Source organism: Rhizorhabdus sp. P4_G6 (assembly GCF_056401045.1).
Genome location: NZ_JBFUKC010000006.1, coordinates 1 through 13,652, shown reverse-complemented (window position 1 = coordinate 13,652; position 13,652 = coordinate 1). Strand labels below are relative to the sequence as shown.

General features: G+C 64.5%; 12 protein-coding genes. 9 read left to right on the top strand and 3 right to left on the bottom strand.

Features of this window, described 5'->3' with window-relative positions; translation table 11 throughout:
- Positions 1 to 84: 84 nt before the first annotated feature.
- Positions 85 to 1,359 carry an ATP-dependent Clp protease ATP-binding subunit ClpX gene (gene clpX, locus AC1DPF_RS08365; RefSeq protein WP_477866684.1) on the top strand — a complete coding sequence of 425 codons (1,275 nt, stop codon included), beginning with the start codon at positions 85 to 87 and terminating at the stop codon, positions 1,357 to 1,359.
- A gap of 149 nt (positions 1,360 to 1,508) precedes the next feature.
- On the opposite strand, the gene AC1DPF_RS08360 is transcribed toward clpX, so the two are convergent.
- The gene (locus tag AC1DPF_RS08360; protein ID WP_477960673.1) at positions 1,509 to 2,459 is read right to left on the bottom strand and encodes a tetratricopeptide repeat protein; all 951 of its coding nucleotides are present in this window, start codon (positions 2,457 to 2,459) and stop codon (positions 1,509 to 1,511) included.
- Between the two features lie 171 nt (positions 2,460 to 2,630).
- On the opposite strand from AC1DPF_RS08360, the gene AC1DPF_RS08355 reads away from it, so the two are divergent.
- From AC1DPF_RS08355 to AC1DPF_RS08340, 4 genes are all read left to right on the top strand, one after another.
- Positions 2,631 to 5,108, top strand: coding sequence for a cyclic nucleotide-binding domain-containing protein (locus AC1DPF_RS08355; protein WP_477960671.1), 2,478 nt, complete (start codon positions 2,631 to 2,633; stop codon positions 5,106 to 5,108).
- Positions 5,108 to 5,986: a hypothetical protein gene (locus AC1DPF_RS08350; RefSeq protein WP_477866680.1), complete on the top strand. Its 879-nt coding sequence runs from the start codon at positions 5,108 to 5,110 to the stop codon at positions 5,984 to 5,986. Before AC1DPF_RS08355 ends, AC1DPF_RS08350 begins: the two co-directional genes overlap by 1 nt.
- A gap of 10 nt (positions 5,987 to 5,996) precedes the next feature.
- Positions 5,997 to 7,820 carry a cytochrome c3 family protein gene (locus tag AC1DPF_RS08345; RefSeq protein ID WP_477960669.1) on the top strand — a complete coding sequence of 608 codons (1,824 nt, stop codon included), beginning with the start codon at positions 5,997 to 5,999 and terminating at the stop codon, positions 7,818 to 7,820.
- Between the two features lie 128 nt (positions 7,821 to 7,948).
- On the top strand, positions 7,949 to 8,818 hold the full coding sequence (locus AC1DPF_RS08340) for a metallophosphoesterase (protein WP_477866676.1): 870 nt from the start codon (positions 7,949 to 7,951) through the stop codon (positions 8,816 to 8,818).
- Between the two features lie 57 nt (positions 8,819 to 8,875).
- Here the strand turns inward: AC1DPF_RS08340 and AC1DPF_RS08335 are convergent, their stop codons facing one another.
- Together AC1DPF_RS08335 and AC1DPF_RS08330 are read right to left on the bottom strand one after the other, a co-directional pair.
- Positions 8,876 to 9,172, bottom strand: coding sequence for an alkylphosphonate utilization protein (locus tag AC1DPF_RS08335; protein ID WP_477866674.1), 297 nt, complete (start codon positions 9,170 to 9,172; stop codon positions 8,876 to 8,878).
- Between the two features lie 18 nt (positions 9,173 to 9,190).
- Complete coding sequence (locus AC1DPF_RS08330) at positions 9,191 to 10,633, bottom strand: glycosyltransferase family 2 protein (protein WP_477960667.1); 1,443 nt, start codon at positions 10,631 to 10,633, stop codon at positions 9,191 to 9,193.
- 116 nt (positions 10,634 to 10,749) lie between these two features.
- Between AC1DPF_RS08330 and AC1DPF_RS08325 the strand changes: the two genes are divergently transcribed.
- The 4 genes from AC1DPF_RS08325 to AC1DPF_RS08310 all read left to right on the top strand — a co-directional run.
- A complete protein-coding gene (locus AC1DPF_RS08325) occupies positions 10,750 to 11,325 on the top strand; it encodes a cytochrome b (RefSeq protein ID WP_477960665.1) in 576 nt (191 codons plus the stop codon).
- A gap of 62 nt (positions 11,326 to 11,387) precedes the next feature.
- Positions 11,388 to 12,011, top strand: coding sequence for a GTP cyclohydrolase I FolE (gene folE, locus AC1DPF_RS08320; RefSeq protein WP_477866668.1), 624 nt, complete (start codon positions 11,388 to 11,390; stop codon positions 12,009 to 12,011).
- Between the two features lie 18 nt (positions 12,012 to 12,029).
- Positions 12,030 to 12,488: a hypothetical protein gene (locus tag AC1DPF_RS08315; protein ID WP_477866666.1), complete on the top strand. Its 459-nt coding sequence runs from the start codon at positions 12,030 to 12,032 to the stop codon at positions 12,486 to 12,488.
- A partial coding sequence (locus AC1DPF_RS08310; protein WP_477960663.1) for a cryptochrome/photolyase family protein occupies positions 12,485 to 13,652 on the top strand: 1,168 nt, incomplete at its 3' end. The genes AC1DPF_RS08315 and AC1DPF_RS08310, both read left to right, overlap by 4 nt.

Below are 13,652 nucleotides of genomic sequence, written 5' to 3'. Positions count from 1 at the left end.
CTCATGGCTTCTTAAGAAGGTTGTGGGATCGGGGGGGACATGTTTAGGATATGGGCGATCCCCAGTGGAGTCAGGATCTAGTTTATGACCAAGTTGACCGGCGGCGACTCGAAGAGCACCCTGTACTGCTCGTTTTGCGGCAAGTCGCAGCACGAGGTCCGCAAACTGATCGCTGGCCCGACGGTGTTCATCTGCGACGAGTGCGTCGAACTCTGCAACGATATCATCCGGGAAGAGACCAAGGGTGCGCTCGTCAGCAAGAAGGACGGCGGCGTTCCGACGCCGCATGAGATCTGCGAGCATCTCGACCAATATGTGATTGGCCAGTCCAAGGCCAAGCGCGTGCTCTCCGTGGCGGTCCACAACCATTACAAGCGGCTCAACCATGGCGCCAAGGGTGCCGATGTCGAGCTGGCGAAGTCGAACATCCTGCTGGTCGGGCCGACCGGCTCGGGCAAGACGCTGCTCGCCCAGACGATGGCGCGGCTGCTCGACGTGCCCTTCACGATGGCCGACGCGACGACGCTCACCGAAGCCGGCTACGTCGGCGAGGATGTCGAGAACATCATCCTGAAGCTGCTCCAGGCCTCCGACTATAATGTCGAGCGGGCGCAGCGCGGCATCGTCTATATCGACGAGATCGACAAGATCAGCCGCAAGGCCGACAATCCCTCGATCACCCGCGACGTATCGGGCGAGGGCGTCCAGCAGGCGCTGCTCAAGCTGATGGAGGGCACCACCGCCTCGGTGCCGCCACAGGGCGGCCGCAAGCATCCGCAGCAGGAGTTCCTGCAGGTCGACACGACCAATATCCTGTTCATTTGCGGCGGGGCGTTCGCCGGGCTCGAGAAGATCATCGGTGATCGCCTGCAGGGCAAGTCGATCGGCTTCGGCGCCTATGTCGCGGCGCCCGACGAGCGCCGCACCGGCGAGACGCTTCAGCAGTGCGAGCCCGAGGATCTGCTGAAGTTCGGCCTGATCCCCGAATTCGTCGGCCGTCTCCCGGTGATCGCGACCCTGATGGACCTGGACGAGCCCGCCTTGGTCGAGATCCTCTCGACGCCGAAGAACGCGCTGGTCAAACAATATCAGAAGCTGTTCGAGATGGAGGGCGTGAAGCTTGGTTTCACCGACGACGCGCTGATCGCGGTCGCCCGCAAGGCGATCACCCGCAAGACCGGTGCGCGCGGCCTGCGCTCGATCCTCGAGGGGCTGCTGCTCGACACCATGTTCGACCTGCCGTCGATGGACGGCGTGGACGAGATCATCGTCGACAAGGACGTGGTCGAAGGCCGCAAGGACCCGGTTCGTGTCTTCGCGAAGAAGAGCAAGGAAAAGGCTGGCGGCGACGCCGCCTGATCCCGCGCGCCAGATAAGCTGAAAGGGCCGTCCGGGCACCGGGCGGCCCTTTCCAGTTTCGGCGTAATGGATATTCTTTCGATCAGTCGCCGAGCATGGGGTGCGAGAGAGCCGAACCTTTCATGAAGTCAGCGATAGGGCGCGCCAGCTCAGCGCTCGGGCAGGCCCAGCACCTTCGCCGCCGCGTCAAACCGCGCGCGCTGTGCGGCATCGTCCTTGAAGGCGGCCTTCGCTCCGGCCAGCGCCGATTGGGCACCGGCCGGATCCTTGAGCTGCATCCGCGATCGCATCAACATGATCCAGCGGTCGGCGTCGCGCGGGTTGGCCTCCAGTCGGGCGGCGAGCCGGGCAACCATGCCGCGCGCCATCTCGTCCTGCTGCGACGGCGTCATCGCAGTCGCCGCCTTCAGGTCGGTGGCGGTCGGGCCAGGGATGCCGCCGGTGACGACGCTGTCCTCGGCAGGGGCAGGGGCGGCGGGTGCCGGGACGCGGCCGGAGATGTCGATCTTGTGCTTGGTGGATATGCTGGAGATCAACTCGCGCACCGGCTGGGCCCATGGCGCATCGGGCGGGCTGTCGCGCAATATGCCGATCAGGTCGTCGACGGCGCCCTTGTGATCGCCGCCCTCGTTCTTCTTCACCGCCATGAAATAGCGGGCGCGGAAATCGCCGGGGTCGATCGCGAGGGCCTTGCGGAATGAAGCTTCTGCTTCGGGGGTGATTCCGCCCGGGCCGGAGAGCAGCTGAACCTCGCCGAGCGCCGACCATGTCTGGGCTTTGTCGGGATCGAGGGCGGCCGCTTTCGCATAGGCCTGCACGCTGTCGGCGTAGCGGCCGACATTGTAATAAGCGAGGCCGAGCAGGTTCCAGCCCTTGGGATCGCCGGGATTGTCGCGCAGCTTCTTCTCGAGCCCGCCGATCATCGAGGCGATGTCGCCGACCGGCTGCGTCGCCGCGGGCGGCGCGGATGCGCCGGTGTCACCGCGCGAGCGGAGGACCGCGATGGCTATGGCGGCGATGGCGATCAGCGCTGCCAGCACGAGCGCGATGCGCGCAAATGGCAGTGAAAACCCCTTGTCTACGGCACCGTCCTTCGTCACATTTCTCTCCGGAATTGAGCGTAATAGGCTTTGATCTCCAAATGTAACGAAAGTCTAGCGGAACGCGTCGAAGCTGGTAGAGTGGGTTCGGGGTAGACGGCGAAATCTCATTGGTCTTAGGGGCCGGCGAGGCGTTTTCGCCGTTACAAACAGGCCGCGGGCGTGGCGGTGATGATGACGGGGCAGGGGGAACCAGTGGCGGATACCTACCGGATTGCCATCGTTGGCTCGGGGCCGGCGGGGCTTAGCGCGGCAGCCCATGCCGCGCAGCTCGGCATCCCGCACATCCTTCTCGAGAAGACCGACCATCTTTCCGATACCATCTACAAATATCAAAAGGGCAAGCACGTCATGGCGACGCCGAGCCAGCTCGTGCTGCGCTCGGACGTGGATTTCGATGCCGGCAAGCGCGAGAAGATCCTCGGCCTCTGGGATGAGCAGATCGCCGCCGCCAAGGTGAATGTCCGCCTCAAGAGCGAGGTGAAGACGATCACCGGCGCCAAGGGTGATTTCACGATCACCCTGACCGACAAGACCGAGATCAAGGCCGAGAACATCATTCTGGCGATCGGCACCCAGGGCAACCCCAACCTTTTGCGGGTGCCCGGCGCGGACCAGAACTATCTTCAGCTCCAATATCAGCTCGACGACCCCGGCGAATATGTCGACGAGCATATCATGGTGGTCGGCGCGGGCGATGCCGGCATCGAAAATGCGCTCGGCCTCGCGCAGGACGTGGCGCAGGGCAATATCGTCACGATCATCAACCGCACGGCGGATTTCAGCCGGGCGAAGAGCGCCAACGTCAAGCTGCTGATGCAGGCGCGTGACGAAGGCCGGATGAACATCGTCACCGATACGTCGCCCAACCGCATCGAGCCGGGCCACATCATTCTCGACACCCGCGACGGTGAGGCGCGCATCCGCTGCGACCGGGTCATCGCTCGCATGGGCTCCGCGGCGCCGCGCAAGTTCATCGAGGAATGCGGGATCGAGTTCACCAGCGCCGACCGCGAGGCCTTCCCAAAGCTGTCGCCCCAGTTCGAGACGACCAACCCCGGCATCTTCGTGATCGGTGCGCTGGCCGGCTATCCGCTGATCAAGCACTGCATGAACCAGGGCTATGACATCGTCGAGTTCATCAACGGCAATCTCGACCTGAAGCCGGCCGACGAGCCGATCCTGGAAGGCAAGTTCGTCAATCTCCCGAAGAAGAAGTCGGTCGACGAGTGGCTCGAGCTGATCCGCACCAACGTCACCATCCTAAACGATCTGTCGCCGCTGCAGATGCGCGAGTTCATGCTCGACTCCGATGTGCGGGCCTATGGCAAGAACCAGACGATCTTCGAAAAGAACGCGCCGGGATCGTCGCTGTTCTGCATCGTCGAGGGCTCGGTCGATATCCCGTTGCCCGATGGCCGTTCGACCGGCATCGTAATTCCCGAAGGCTCGATCTTTGGCGAGGTCGGCCTGGTGTCGGGCCGCCGCCGCGGTTCGACGATCCGCTCGATCGCCGACACGATCGTGGTCGAGATTCCGCGCAACGCGATCCTCAAGCTGATGGCTTCGGTGCCCGGTGTGAAACGCGCCGTGACCCGCATCTCGACTGAGCGCCAGCTGCTCCAGATGTGGCAGTCCGGCCTGCAGTCCGCCGATCTCGCCGAGGTCCTGGAAACCGCCGAGATCAAGGCGGTGCGCGCCGGCGAGGTGATCTTCCGCGAGGGCGAGGAAGGCAATGACGTCTTCGTGATCCGCTCGGGCTCGGTCGTTGTCGAGAAGTCGATCGGCGGCAAGCCGGTGTTCCTCTCCTATATCCCTGCCGGCAATTATGTCGGCGAGCTGGAGCTGTTCGACAATGGCGTCCGCAAGCAGACCGTGCGCGCCGCGGTCAAGTCCGAGGTGATCAAGCTCGATGGCGCGGCCTTCCTCCGCCTGCTTGAGGCCAAGCCCCAATTTTTCGCAAAGGCCAAGGTTTCGATCGGCGAGCGCGAGGATCTCGCCTCGTTCATCGAGGCCAAGAAGGACAGCTTCGCGACTGTGGTCGACATGTATTCGTCGGTCGCCAACTTCCTGGTCGACAACGGCGTCGGCGAAGCCACCGACGTGCTGCTGATCGACGAGAATCTCTGCGTCGGCTGTGACAATTGCGAGAAGGCCTGCGCGGACAGTCATGACGGCATATCGCGGCTGGACCGGGAGGCGGGTCGTACCTTCGCGAACCTCCACGTGCCGACCAGCTGCCGCCATTGCGAGCATCCGCATTGCATGGCCGATTGTCCGCCGACCGCGATCCACCGCGGCCAGGATGGCGAGGTCTATATCGACAACACCTGCATCGGCTGCGGTAACTGCCAGCGCAACTGCCCCTATGGCGTGATCCGCATGGAGAAGGAGCCGCCGAAGAAGCCGAGCCTTTGGAAGTGGTTCCTGTTCGGGCAGGGGCCGGGGCCAGGCGAACCCAGTCATGACTGGGCCTATGCCAATGCCGAGCCGGGTGTCGAAAAGGCCAAGCGCGCGGTGAAATGCGATATGTGCTCGGGTATCGAGGGCGGTCCGAGCTGCGTGCGCGCCTGTCCGACCGGCGCGGCCATCCGCGTTGCTCCTGAGGAATTTCTGACGGTCGCCCGGCTGCAGCGGGACGACGCCTGATGGCCACCAAATCGCTTCGACAGGCGACCACCGGTCGCGAACGCGCCTCCGAGCATGAAGGGTTCCTGCGCTATCAGAGCTATAAGTGGCTCAAGATCGCGCTGACGCTGTGCGGTGTCGCAGTGCTGATATACGCCTTCAACGACGTGCAGCCCAAGCCCAATGGTGGGACGATCTACGGCTATACCACTGGAACCATAGGCATCTTGCTGATCCTGTGGCTGACGATGCTCGGCGTAAGGAAGCGGGCGATCACGCCGGGACGCTGGTCGCTGAAGAGCTGGACATCCGCCCATGTCTATCTCGGCCTGTCGCTGATCGTGGTCGCGACGTTGCACACCGGGTTCGACTTCGGATGGAATATCCACACCCTCGCCTATGTCCTTATGATGCTGGTGATTGGTTCCGGCGTATTCGGCATCGCGGCCTATGCGTCGCTGCCGCAGGCACTATCCGCCAATCGTGGCGAGACGACCCAGATCCAGATGCTCGACAATCTGCGAACGCTCGACCGGCAGCTCAACGAGTCGGCGCAGCCGCTCGATGCAGACGGCGCGGCGATCGTCCAGATGGCGCTCGCCGACGATCCTTTCGGCGGCGGCCTCGTGGCACGGCTGACCGGCCGCTACAGCAAGTGCGGCACCCGTGCGGCGCTGGCGGCTGTCCGCGCGCATCCGTCGCGCGGAGAGGCCGAGGCCGATCCGCTCGATCACGTCGAGGTGCTGCTCGAACGCCGGCGCTCCTCGCTATCCCGCATCCGCAAGCACTTGCGGCTGAAGGCGCTGCTCGAGGTCTGGCTCTACATCCATATACCGCTGACCTTCGCGCTGATCGCCGCACTGTTCGTGCATGTCGTCGCCGTCTTCTATTACTGGTGAGAACGCGCAGATGAGCTTCATTGTTCGCACGGTAGCGCGCACCGCCGATGGGCGGGACATCGTTCGCCCCAAGAGCTTCGACAAGGCCGAGCTGAGCGTCGGCCGCAGCCCTTCGAGCGATATCCACCTGCCTGACCTGGCAGTGACCCTGAACCATGCGGCAATCCGCATCGTTGCAGGCGGCTATGTCGAGGTCGTCGCGACGGCAGGGCTGCCGCTGGTGGTCAACGGCAAGTCGACCGAGCACCAGCGCTTTTCCGCGGCGCAGGGCGCCGATGTCCGCATCGGCAGCCACTCGCTCGAGATCGAGCCGGGCGAGGGCGAGGAAAAAGGGTCGGTCATCGTCACCGTCTCTCGCGTCGGTGCGATCTCCAACGCGTCCGAGGACAAGGAGGAGGCGCATGTCTTCTCGCTCGCTACGGTGCTACCGGGCAAGCGTCCGCTGGCCTGGGCGCTGGCGATCCTGGTGCTCGGCATCTTCCTCGTCTGGCCGCTGGTATCGATCCACACCCAGCCGATCGACCAGACCCGCAAGGTCGCCTTCCACGCCGACGAACTGTGGACGTCGGGCAAGCTGTCGCAGGTCCACAAGACCCTCGAGAATAATTGCCAAGCCTGTCATGTGAAGGCCGGGGAAGCCGTGCGCGACACCGCCTGCGCGGCCTGCCACACCAAGGTTCATGATCACGCCGATCCGAAGAAACTGGCGGACGCCCGGGGTTCGCTGGGCATCGTCGGAGCCACCAAGCAGCTGGTCGGCGGCGTATTCGGCATCCAGCCCGGCCGCTGCGTCGAGTGCCACACCGAGCATCAGGGTACGACCGCGATGCCGGTGACGGACGAGCGTTTCTGCACCAATTGCCATGGCGACATGAGCAAGCGGATCGATACGCCGCTCAAGAATGCCGCCGATTTCGGCGACAATCACCCGCAGTTCGAGCCGACGATCCGCTTCGCCGGCGCGGACGGCGTGCCGATGTTCCGCCGTGTCTCGCTCGATGCGAACCCCAAGGAGGACAGCGGCCTCAAATTCCCGCACGATCTACACCTGTCGACTACCAACGGCGTCGCGCAGATGGCGAAGACGCTCGGCAAGGGTGAAGGCTACGGCGCGCCGCTCGAATGTGCGAATTGCCACACCCGCGATGCCACCGGCACCACCTTTGCCGCCGTGAAGATGGAGAATTCGTGCGGTGCCTGCCATTCGCTCGCCTTCGATCAAGTCGGCGGCACGATCCGTACCCTGCGCCACGGCGAACCCGCCCAGGTGATAGCCGATATCCGCGCCTTCTACCGAGCCGGAGCGCCCCGCAACGGCGCATTCCAGGGCATGGAACGACGGCGGCCGGGCGACTTCGCTTCCTCCGGACAACGAACCGCCTTTGCGCAGACCAGCGCGATGCACATCGGCAATGCCGAGCAGGCGATCCGCGCGGTCTTCTCGAAGGGAGGCGCCTGCTTCGACTGCCATATGGTCCGCGCCACCGGCAATCCGACCACGCCCTTCGCGGTGACGCCGGTGTCGCTGACCCGCCGCTATATGACCAAGGGCTGGTTCGACCACGCAGCGCATGACACGGAGAATTGCACCAGCTGCCACGCGGTGAAGACATCGCGCTGGGCTGCCGACGTGAACCTGCCGAAGATCGCCACGTGCCAGGAATGTCACGGCGGTCAGGACGCCCACAAGGCGGTGCCGTCATCCTGCGCGATGTGTCACGATTATCACCGCACCGGATTCGCGCCGCTGATGGTTCGCGACAACCGCGCCCGCGGCAAGGCGGTCGAGCATATCGACGAAAAGGCGATGGAAAGGGCAGGCGGCGGGATTTGACCTTTGATTACCGCTATTTCTCGCCCACTGTGGAGAAGATCACAGCGATAGTGCAGGGGCCATGATCAGATGTTGGGCGTTGGAGTTGGGCCGGGTATCGAAACCGGCGGCGTAATGGGAACTTCGCTATGCTGATCGCGCAATTGACCGACCTGCATATCGGCTTCGATCTCGATAACGTCGATGAGCTCAACTTTCGGCGCGTCGCTTCGGCTATCGATTATGTGAAGGGGCTGGCGGTTCCACCGGATCGCATGTTCCTGACCGGCGACCTCACCGACCATGGTGACCTCGCCAGTTACCGGCGTCTCAAAGGCCTGATCGACAGCTGCGATTTCCCGGTTCACCTATGCGTGGGCAATCATGACGACCGTGGACTGCTGAAACAGGTCTTCCCCGACCTGCCGGCAGAGGACGGCTTCGTTCAATATGTGATCGACGAGCCCGAAGTGCGGATCATCGTGCTCGACACCCTCGATCCCGGCCACCATGGCGGTGCCTTCTGCCGCCGCCGCGCCGCTTGGTTGCGGGCGCGACTGGCCGAAGCTCCCGACAAGCCGGTGCTGATCGTCCTGCACCATCCACCGATCGAGACCGGTATTCCCTGGATGACCGCGCATCCTACCGAGCCATGGGTTGTAACGCTGGACAAGGCGATCGGCGACCGGCCGAATGTTCTGATGATCGCGGGTCATATCCATCGCTCGATCACGACGCAGTGGCGCGGCCGCATGCTCGCGGTCGCTCCATCGACCGCCCCACAGGTCGCGCTCGAAATGGCGCCGCTCGATCCGGAGACCCCCGACGAGCGCCCGATGATCGTTGCCGAAGCGCCGGGCGTCGCGCTTCATCTGTGGACCGGAGAATCCTTCGTCACCCATCACGCCCAGGTCGGCGCGCCCGACGTGCTCGCGCGCTACGATCGCAATCTCCAGCCGCTGGTCCAGGCGCTCGCCGAGGAGCATGAATCCGTCGAGCGGGGCGCTGCGGCCGCCTGAGGCTCTGGCCTCAAGGGCCGCGGCAAGGCCTTTGCATCGATACCGCGCATCCGGATCTCAGCGTTTCCTGACAAACTCCGCGCGCAGCACCAGCCCCTTGATACCCTCATAGCGGCAGTCGATCTCCTGATCGTCGCCGGTCAGCCGGATCGACTTGATCAGCGTTCCGCGCTTCAGGGTCTGGTTGGCCCCCTTGACCTTCAAATCCTTGATGAGCGTCACGGCATCCCCGTCGACCAGCAGGTTGCCGACCGAATCACGCACCTCTACGCCGCCGGCCGCCGGCACCGCCACATCACCTGCGCTGATCCACTCGCCTGTCGCTTCGTCGTAGACATAATCATCGTTGCTCATGGCATCCTTCCTTTCGGTTCAGCCCTGCCGCGCCAGGATTCCGCCGCGCCGTGCCCTGGTCCAGGTCGAGCGACCGGTCAGGAAGGCTATCCAGCCCCAGGCGGCGCCAAGATGGCGCAGCAGCTGGAAACTGAAAGGTTCGGCCAGCGATGTCGCGAGCACCCGGCCCCAGCCTTCCGGAAGCATCCCGCCCGACCAGCGCCGGTAGAGCATGATCGACCAGCAGTGGAAGGCGAAGTCTATCGCCGCCTTGGCCAGCATAGCCAGCAGGATCGGGCCGACGACCAAGCTGCGGCCGCTGATGACGAACCCCGCTAGCAGCGCAAAGGCGACGAGGCCGAAGAGCGGCTGCACCGTGTCGAATGCCTTGACCGGCAGCATCATCGTGCCGAGCCGCCCGAAGCGCGGATTGCCGACCATGTCGCGGTTCCAATATTGCGTCTGCAGGAAGCCGCCGAACCAACGCCGGCGCTGGCGCAGGAACGGGACCAGGTGGCCGGGCGCATCGGTATAGGCGCGCGCCTCGCCGAGCACGCGGACCTTCCAGCCCAGGCGATGATCGATCGACCAGCGATGCAGCCGGTGGATCAGTTCATAATCCTCGACCAGGCATTCAGGATCGAATCCGCCCACCGCAATCACGCCGTCCCGCCGGAACCCCGCGAACGCGCCCGAGATCAGCAGCAGCCCATCGACCCGCATCCAGGCAAAGCGCGAGATGAAATTGCGGACATATTCATAGGTCTGGAACCACTGGAATAACCGCCCCGCAATCGTCCGGTCGCAGATCGGCCGGAGTAGCCCGGTGGCGGCCACCAGCGCCGGCTCGCGGTGGAAGGCGCTGCGCATTGCCGCGATCGCGTCCTCGGCCAGCAACGTGTCGGCATCGACGGTCAGCACCACGTCGCAGTCGGTGCACTCCAGCGCGGCATTCAGCGCGCGCGCCTTGCCGCCATGGGGCAGGCGGAGCCAGCGGAGCGATGCCACGACCGGCGAGGACGCCATGCCGCCCAGCGGCGGCATCTCCATGCCAAAGGCGCTGCCCATCGTCAGTGCTGTGCCGTCGGTAGAACCGTCGTCGGCGATCAGGATGATGTCGGGCGGGTCCTTTTGGGCGAGCAACGCCTCCACCGTCGCCTTCAGGACAGCGGCTTCGTTATGCGCCGCCACCAGCACCGCCAGCGTGGGCGGATCACAGCGGGCAGGCTCGATCACCGCCAAATGACGGAGCGGCAGCGATTTTGCGCCGACGAAGACCAGCAATACGGTGTCGTAAGCGAGATAGGCCAGCCCGACCGACCAGGCCAGGATGCCGGCCTGCGCCCATGCCTGGGCCGTAAGGACCGCCAGCATCAGCAGAGCACCGCCGTGGAGCAGGACTGTTGCCAGGGTGAGCGGCGGCCGGTTCAATCGCGGCGATGTCATATTGAAGCGCGCTTCGAGCGAGGAGGTCGGACTCATGCGAAGTAGGATCCCAAAGGGGCATTCCATAGGAGAACCGGCTGGAAAGCCGAGCCCCGGGCTCTATGATCGGAAAATTGACGCACCGCAACGATCCGCCTCCGGAGAGCCTAGCCTTGACCGATGAACCTTCGCTGACGCCGCACTACACCAGGCCCGCCATCATAGCCCATTGGCTGATCGCATTGCTCATGATCGGCAACATCGTCCTCGGGCTCGTCGCGGAGAAGCTGCCCGACGATCGGATTCGCCTGGCGATTGATACCCACAAATCCATCGGGATCATCGTCCTCGGCCTGGTGGCGATGCGGACCCTGTGGCGGTTGGGTCACAAGCCCCCGCTGTTCTCACAGAGCATGGCACCGTGGGAGCGAGGCCTAGCGCATGCGACGCATCTTGGTCTCTATGTCCTGATGTTGTGGATGCCGCTCACCGGATGGGCCCATGACAGCGCTTGGAAGGCTGCACCGGAAATCCCGATGAAGCTGTTTGGGGTGTTCGAATGGCCGCGGATCGGCTTCATCATGGCGCTGCCGGCGGAGCGCAAGGAATATCTGCACGATGTGCTGGGAACGATGCACGAAGTGGGCGGCTATATGCTGATCGCGCTTGTGATTCTTCACCTGGCGGGAGCGCTCAAGCACCAGTTCATCGATGGCGAGCCCGAATTCCGGAGAATGTGGCCGCGCTGATGCTTACATTGGGCGGAGCCATGCGTTAGGCGAACGCCAAAAGAATGGGATAAGGTCAAGGGATGTCGATACTCGACGACAAAGAAGACGGCGCGCCGGATGGCGCCACCGCCGGGAAGCTGCCTGTGCCGCAGGAGGTGCAGGATGCGATCCGCACCCTTATCCGCTGGTCGGGCGACGATCCCGATCGCGAGGGACTGCGCGATACCCCGGCGCGCGTGGGGCGTGCCTGGAAGGAATATTGCGTAGGATATGAAGAGGATCCGTCGCTGTTCCTGAGCCGGACCTTCGAAGAGGTCGGCGGCTATGACGAGATCGTCCTGCTGAAAGACATTCCGTTCCAGTCGCATTGCGAGCATCATATGGCGCCCATTATCGGTCACGCCCATATCGCCTATCTGCCGCGCAACCGCGTCGTCGGCATTTCGAAGCTTGCCCGCGTGCTTCATGGCTTCGCTCGTCGGCTGCAGATCCAGGAGCGGCTGACCGCCGAGGTGGCGGACTGCATCTGGACGCATCTTGAACCGGCCGGGGTCGCGGTGGTGATCCAGGCCAGCCATAGCTGCATGACCGCGCGTGGGGTTCGAACCCCCGGCGTCGGCATGACCACCAGCCGCATGATGGGGGTGTTCCGCGAGGACGATCGGAGCCGCAAGGAAGTGCTGTCGTTGATGGGGCTTGGCTGAACATTGGAGAAATAAGTCATGACGCGGACCATGAAGCTGGTGATCGTCACGGCGGTGTTGTCCGGTGCGGCTATTGCCGCACCGCCCAAGCCGGCCGCCAAGCCTGCCGGAAACGCCGCCGCGCCGCTGGCGCTGTCCACGGGGGTGCGGCGCGTCCCTCTGTCGCCGGAAGGCAATGCCATCGCCGCCCGGATCATGGGCGAGAAGGACCCGCGCGTGGCACAGATCCAGATGGACCTCGCCGCGATCCGTCAGGAGAAGGCGCAGTTTCTCAGCGGCGCTACCGTCGACGTCGACAAGCTCGAGCCGCTGATGCGTCGTGAGGAAGCCCTTCAGACCGAGCTGCGGGCCAAGCAGAATGATCGCCTGCTCGAACTGCTGAGGGCATTGTCCGATGCCGATCGCGTGGCGCTGCTGCAAAATCTCGCCAATCCAGCCCGCCTGCAGAGCTCGAAGCCGGCCGAAACGGGGCGTTGACCGCCGCATCGATCGTCTGGTTTCGCCAGGATCTGCGGCTTGCCGACCAGGCTGCCGTTGCCGCGGCGTCGGCCGAGGGTGGCTGGACCGGTGTCTATGTTCTCGACGATGCACTGCCGGGCCACTGGGCGATGGGCGGAGCGCAGCGCTGGTGGCTGCATCACAGCCTGAAGGCGCTGGAGCGTGATATCGCTGCGAAAGGCGGTCGCCTCGTCCTTCGGCGCGGGGGCAGCATCGCCGAGTTGCGTGCGATGGCTAAGGCGATCGGCGCCACGCGCATTCATGCGCTGCGGCATTATGAACCCTGGTGGCAGGCTGCCGAGCAGCAGCTCGCGGCGCTGGCGGACCTGCGGCTCTACGATGGCGGGCGGCTTGTTCCGCCCGGCGCGGTGCTCACCGCCACGCATGGCCGCTACCGCATCTTCACGCCTTACTGGCGCGCGCTGAAGGAGCAGATGCCGCCCCGCCGGCCGGTCGAGGCGCCGGACATGATCTCGACGGCGGGGGGCAGGGTGGCAGGCGATCGGCTCGATGACTGGGGCCTGTTGGCGACCGAGCCCGACTGGGCGGCCGGCTTCCGGCGCTGGACGCCGGGCGAGGACGGCGCGCGTGGCGCCTTGGACGCCTTCCTTCCTCTCATCGAAGACTATGACGAAGACAGGAATCGTCCGTCGGTGGAGGGTAGCTCCCGACTCTCTCCCCATCTTCATTTCGGCGAAATTTCGCCCGCGACGCTCTGGTACAGCGCCTCGCGGCAGGCACGGTCGAATGCCGAGCCCTGGTTGCGGCAGCTCGGATGGCGCGACTTCTGCGCCAATGTGATCGATATTCTGCCGGATTATGGCGCCGCCAGTGGCCGCGCTGCCTATGACGACTTTCCGTGGAGAACGGGCGTGGCGGCCGATCGCGATTACCGCGCCTGGACGAGAGGGCTGACTGGCTATCCGATCGTCGACGCAGGCATGCGAGAACTGTGGGCGACCGGTTTCATGCACAACCGGGTGCGGATGATCACGGCGTCCTTCCTCATCAAGCATCTGCTGCTCGACTGGCGGCGCGGCGAGCGCTGGTTCTGGGACACGCTGCTCGACGCCGATTATGGCAGCAACGCGGTCAACTGGCAGTGGGTGGCGGGCACGGGGATCGACTCCAATCCGTTCGGGC

Bases quoted from the DNA above. Each gene is read 5' to 3' on its own strand.
- clpX (WP_477866684.1), top strand. From the start codon at position 85: ATGACCAAGTTGACCGGCGGCGACTCGAAGAGCACCCTGTACTGCTCG.
- AC1DPF_RS08355 (WP_477960671.1), top strand. From the start codon at position 2,631: ATGATGACGGGGCAGGGGGAACCAGTGGCGGATACCTACCGGATTGCC.
- AC1DPF_RS08350 (WP_477866680.1), top strand. From the start codon at position 5,108: ATGGCCACCAAATCGCTTCGACAGGCGACCACCGGTCGCGAACGCGCC.
- AC1DPF_RS08345 (WP_477960669.1), top strand. From the start codon at position 5,997: ATGAGCTTCATTGTTCGCACGGTAGCGCGCACCGCCGATGGGCGGGAC.
- AC1DPF_RS08340 (WP_477866676.1), top strand. From the start codon at position 7,949: ATGCTGATCGCGCAATTGACCGACCTGCATATCGGCTTCGATCTCGAT.
- AC1DPF_RS08335 (WP_477866674.1), bottom strand. From the start codon at position 9,172: ATGAGCAACGATGATTATGTCTACGACGAAGCGACAGGCGAGTGGATC.
- AC1DPF_RS08330 (WP_477960667.1), bottom strand. From the start codon at position 10,633: ATGAGTCCGACCTCCTCGCTCGAAGCGCGCTTCAATATGACATCGCCG.
- folE (WP_477866668.1), top strand. From the start codon at position 11,388: ATGTCGATACTCGACGACAAAGAAGACGGCGCGCCGGATGGCGCCACC.
- AC1DPF_RS08315 (WP_477866666.1), top strand. From the start codon at position 12,030: ATGACGCGGACCATGAAGCTGGTGATCGTCACGGCGGTGTTGTCCGGT.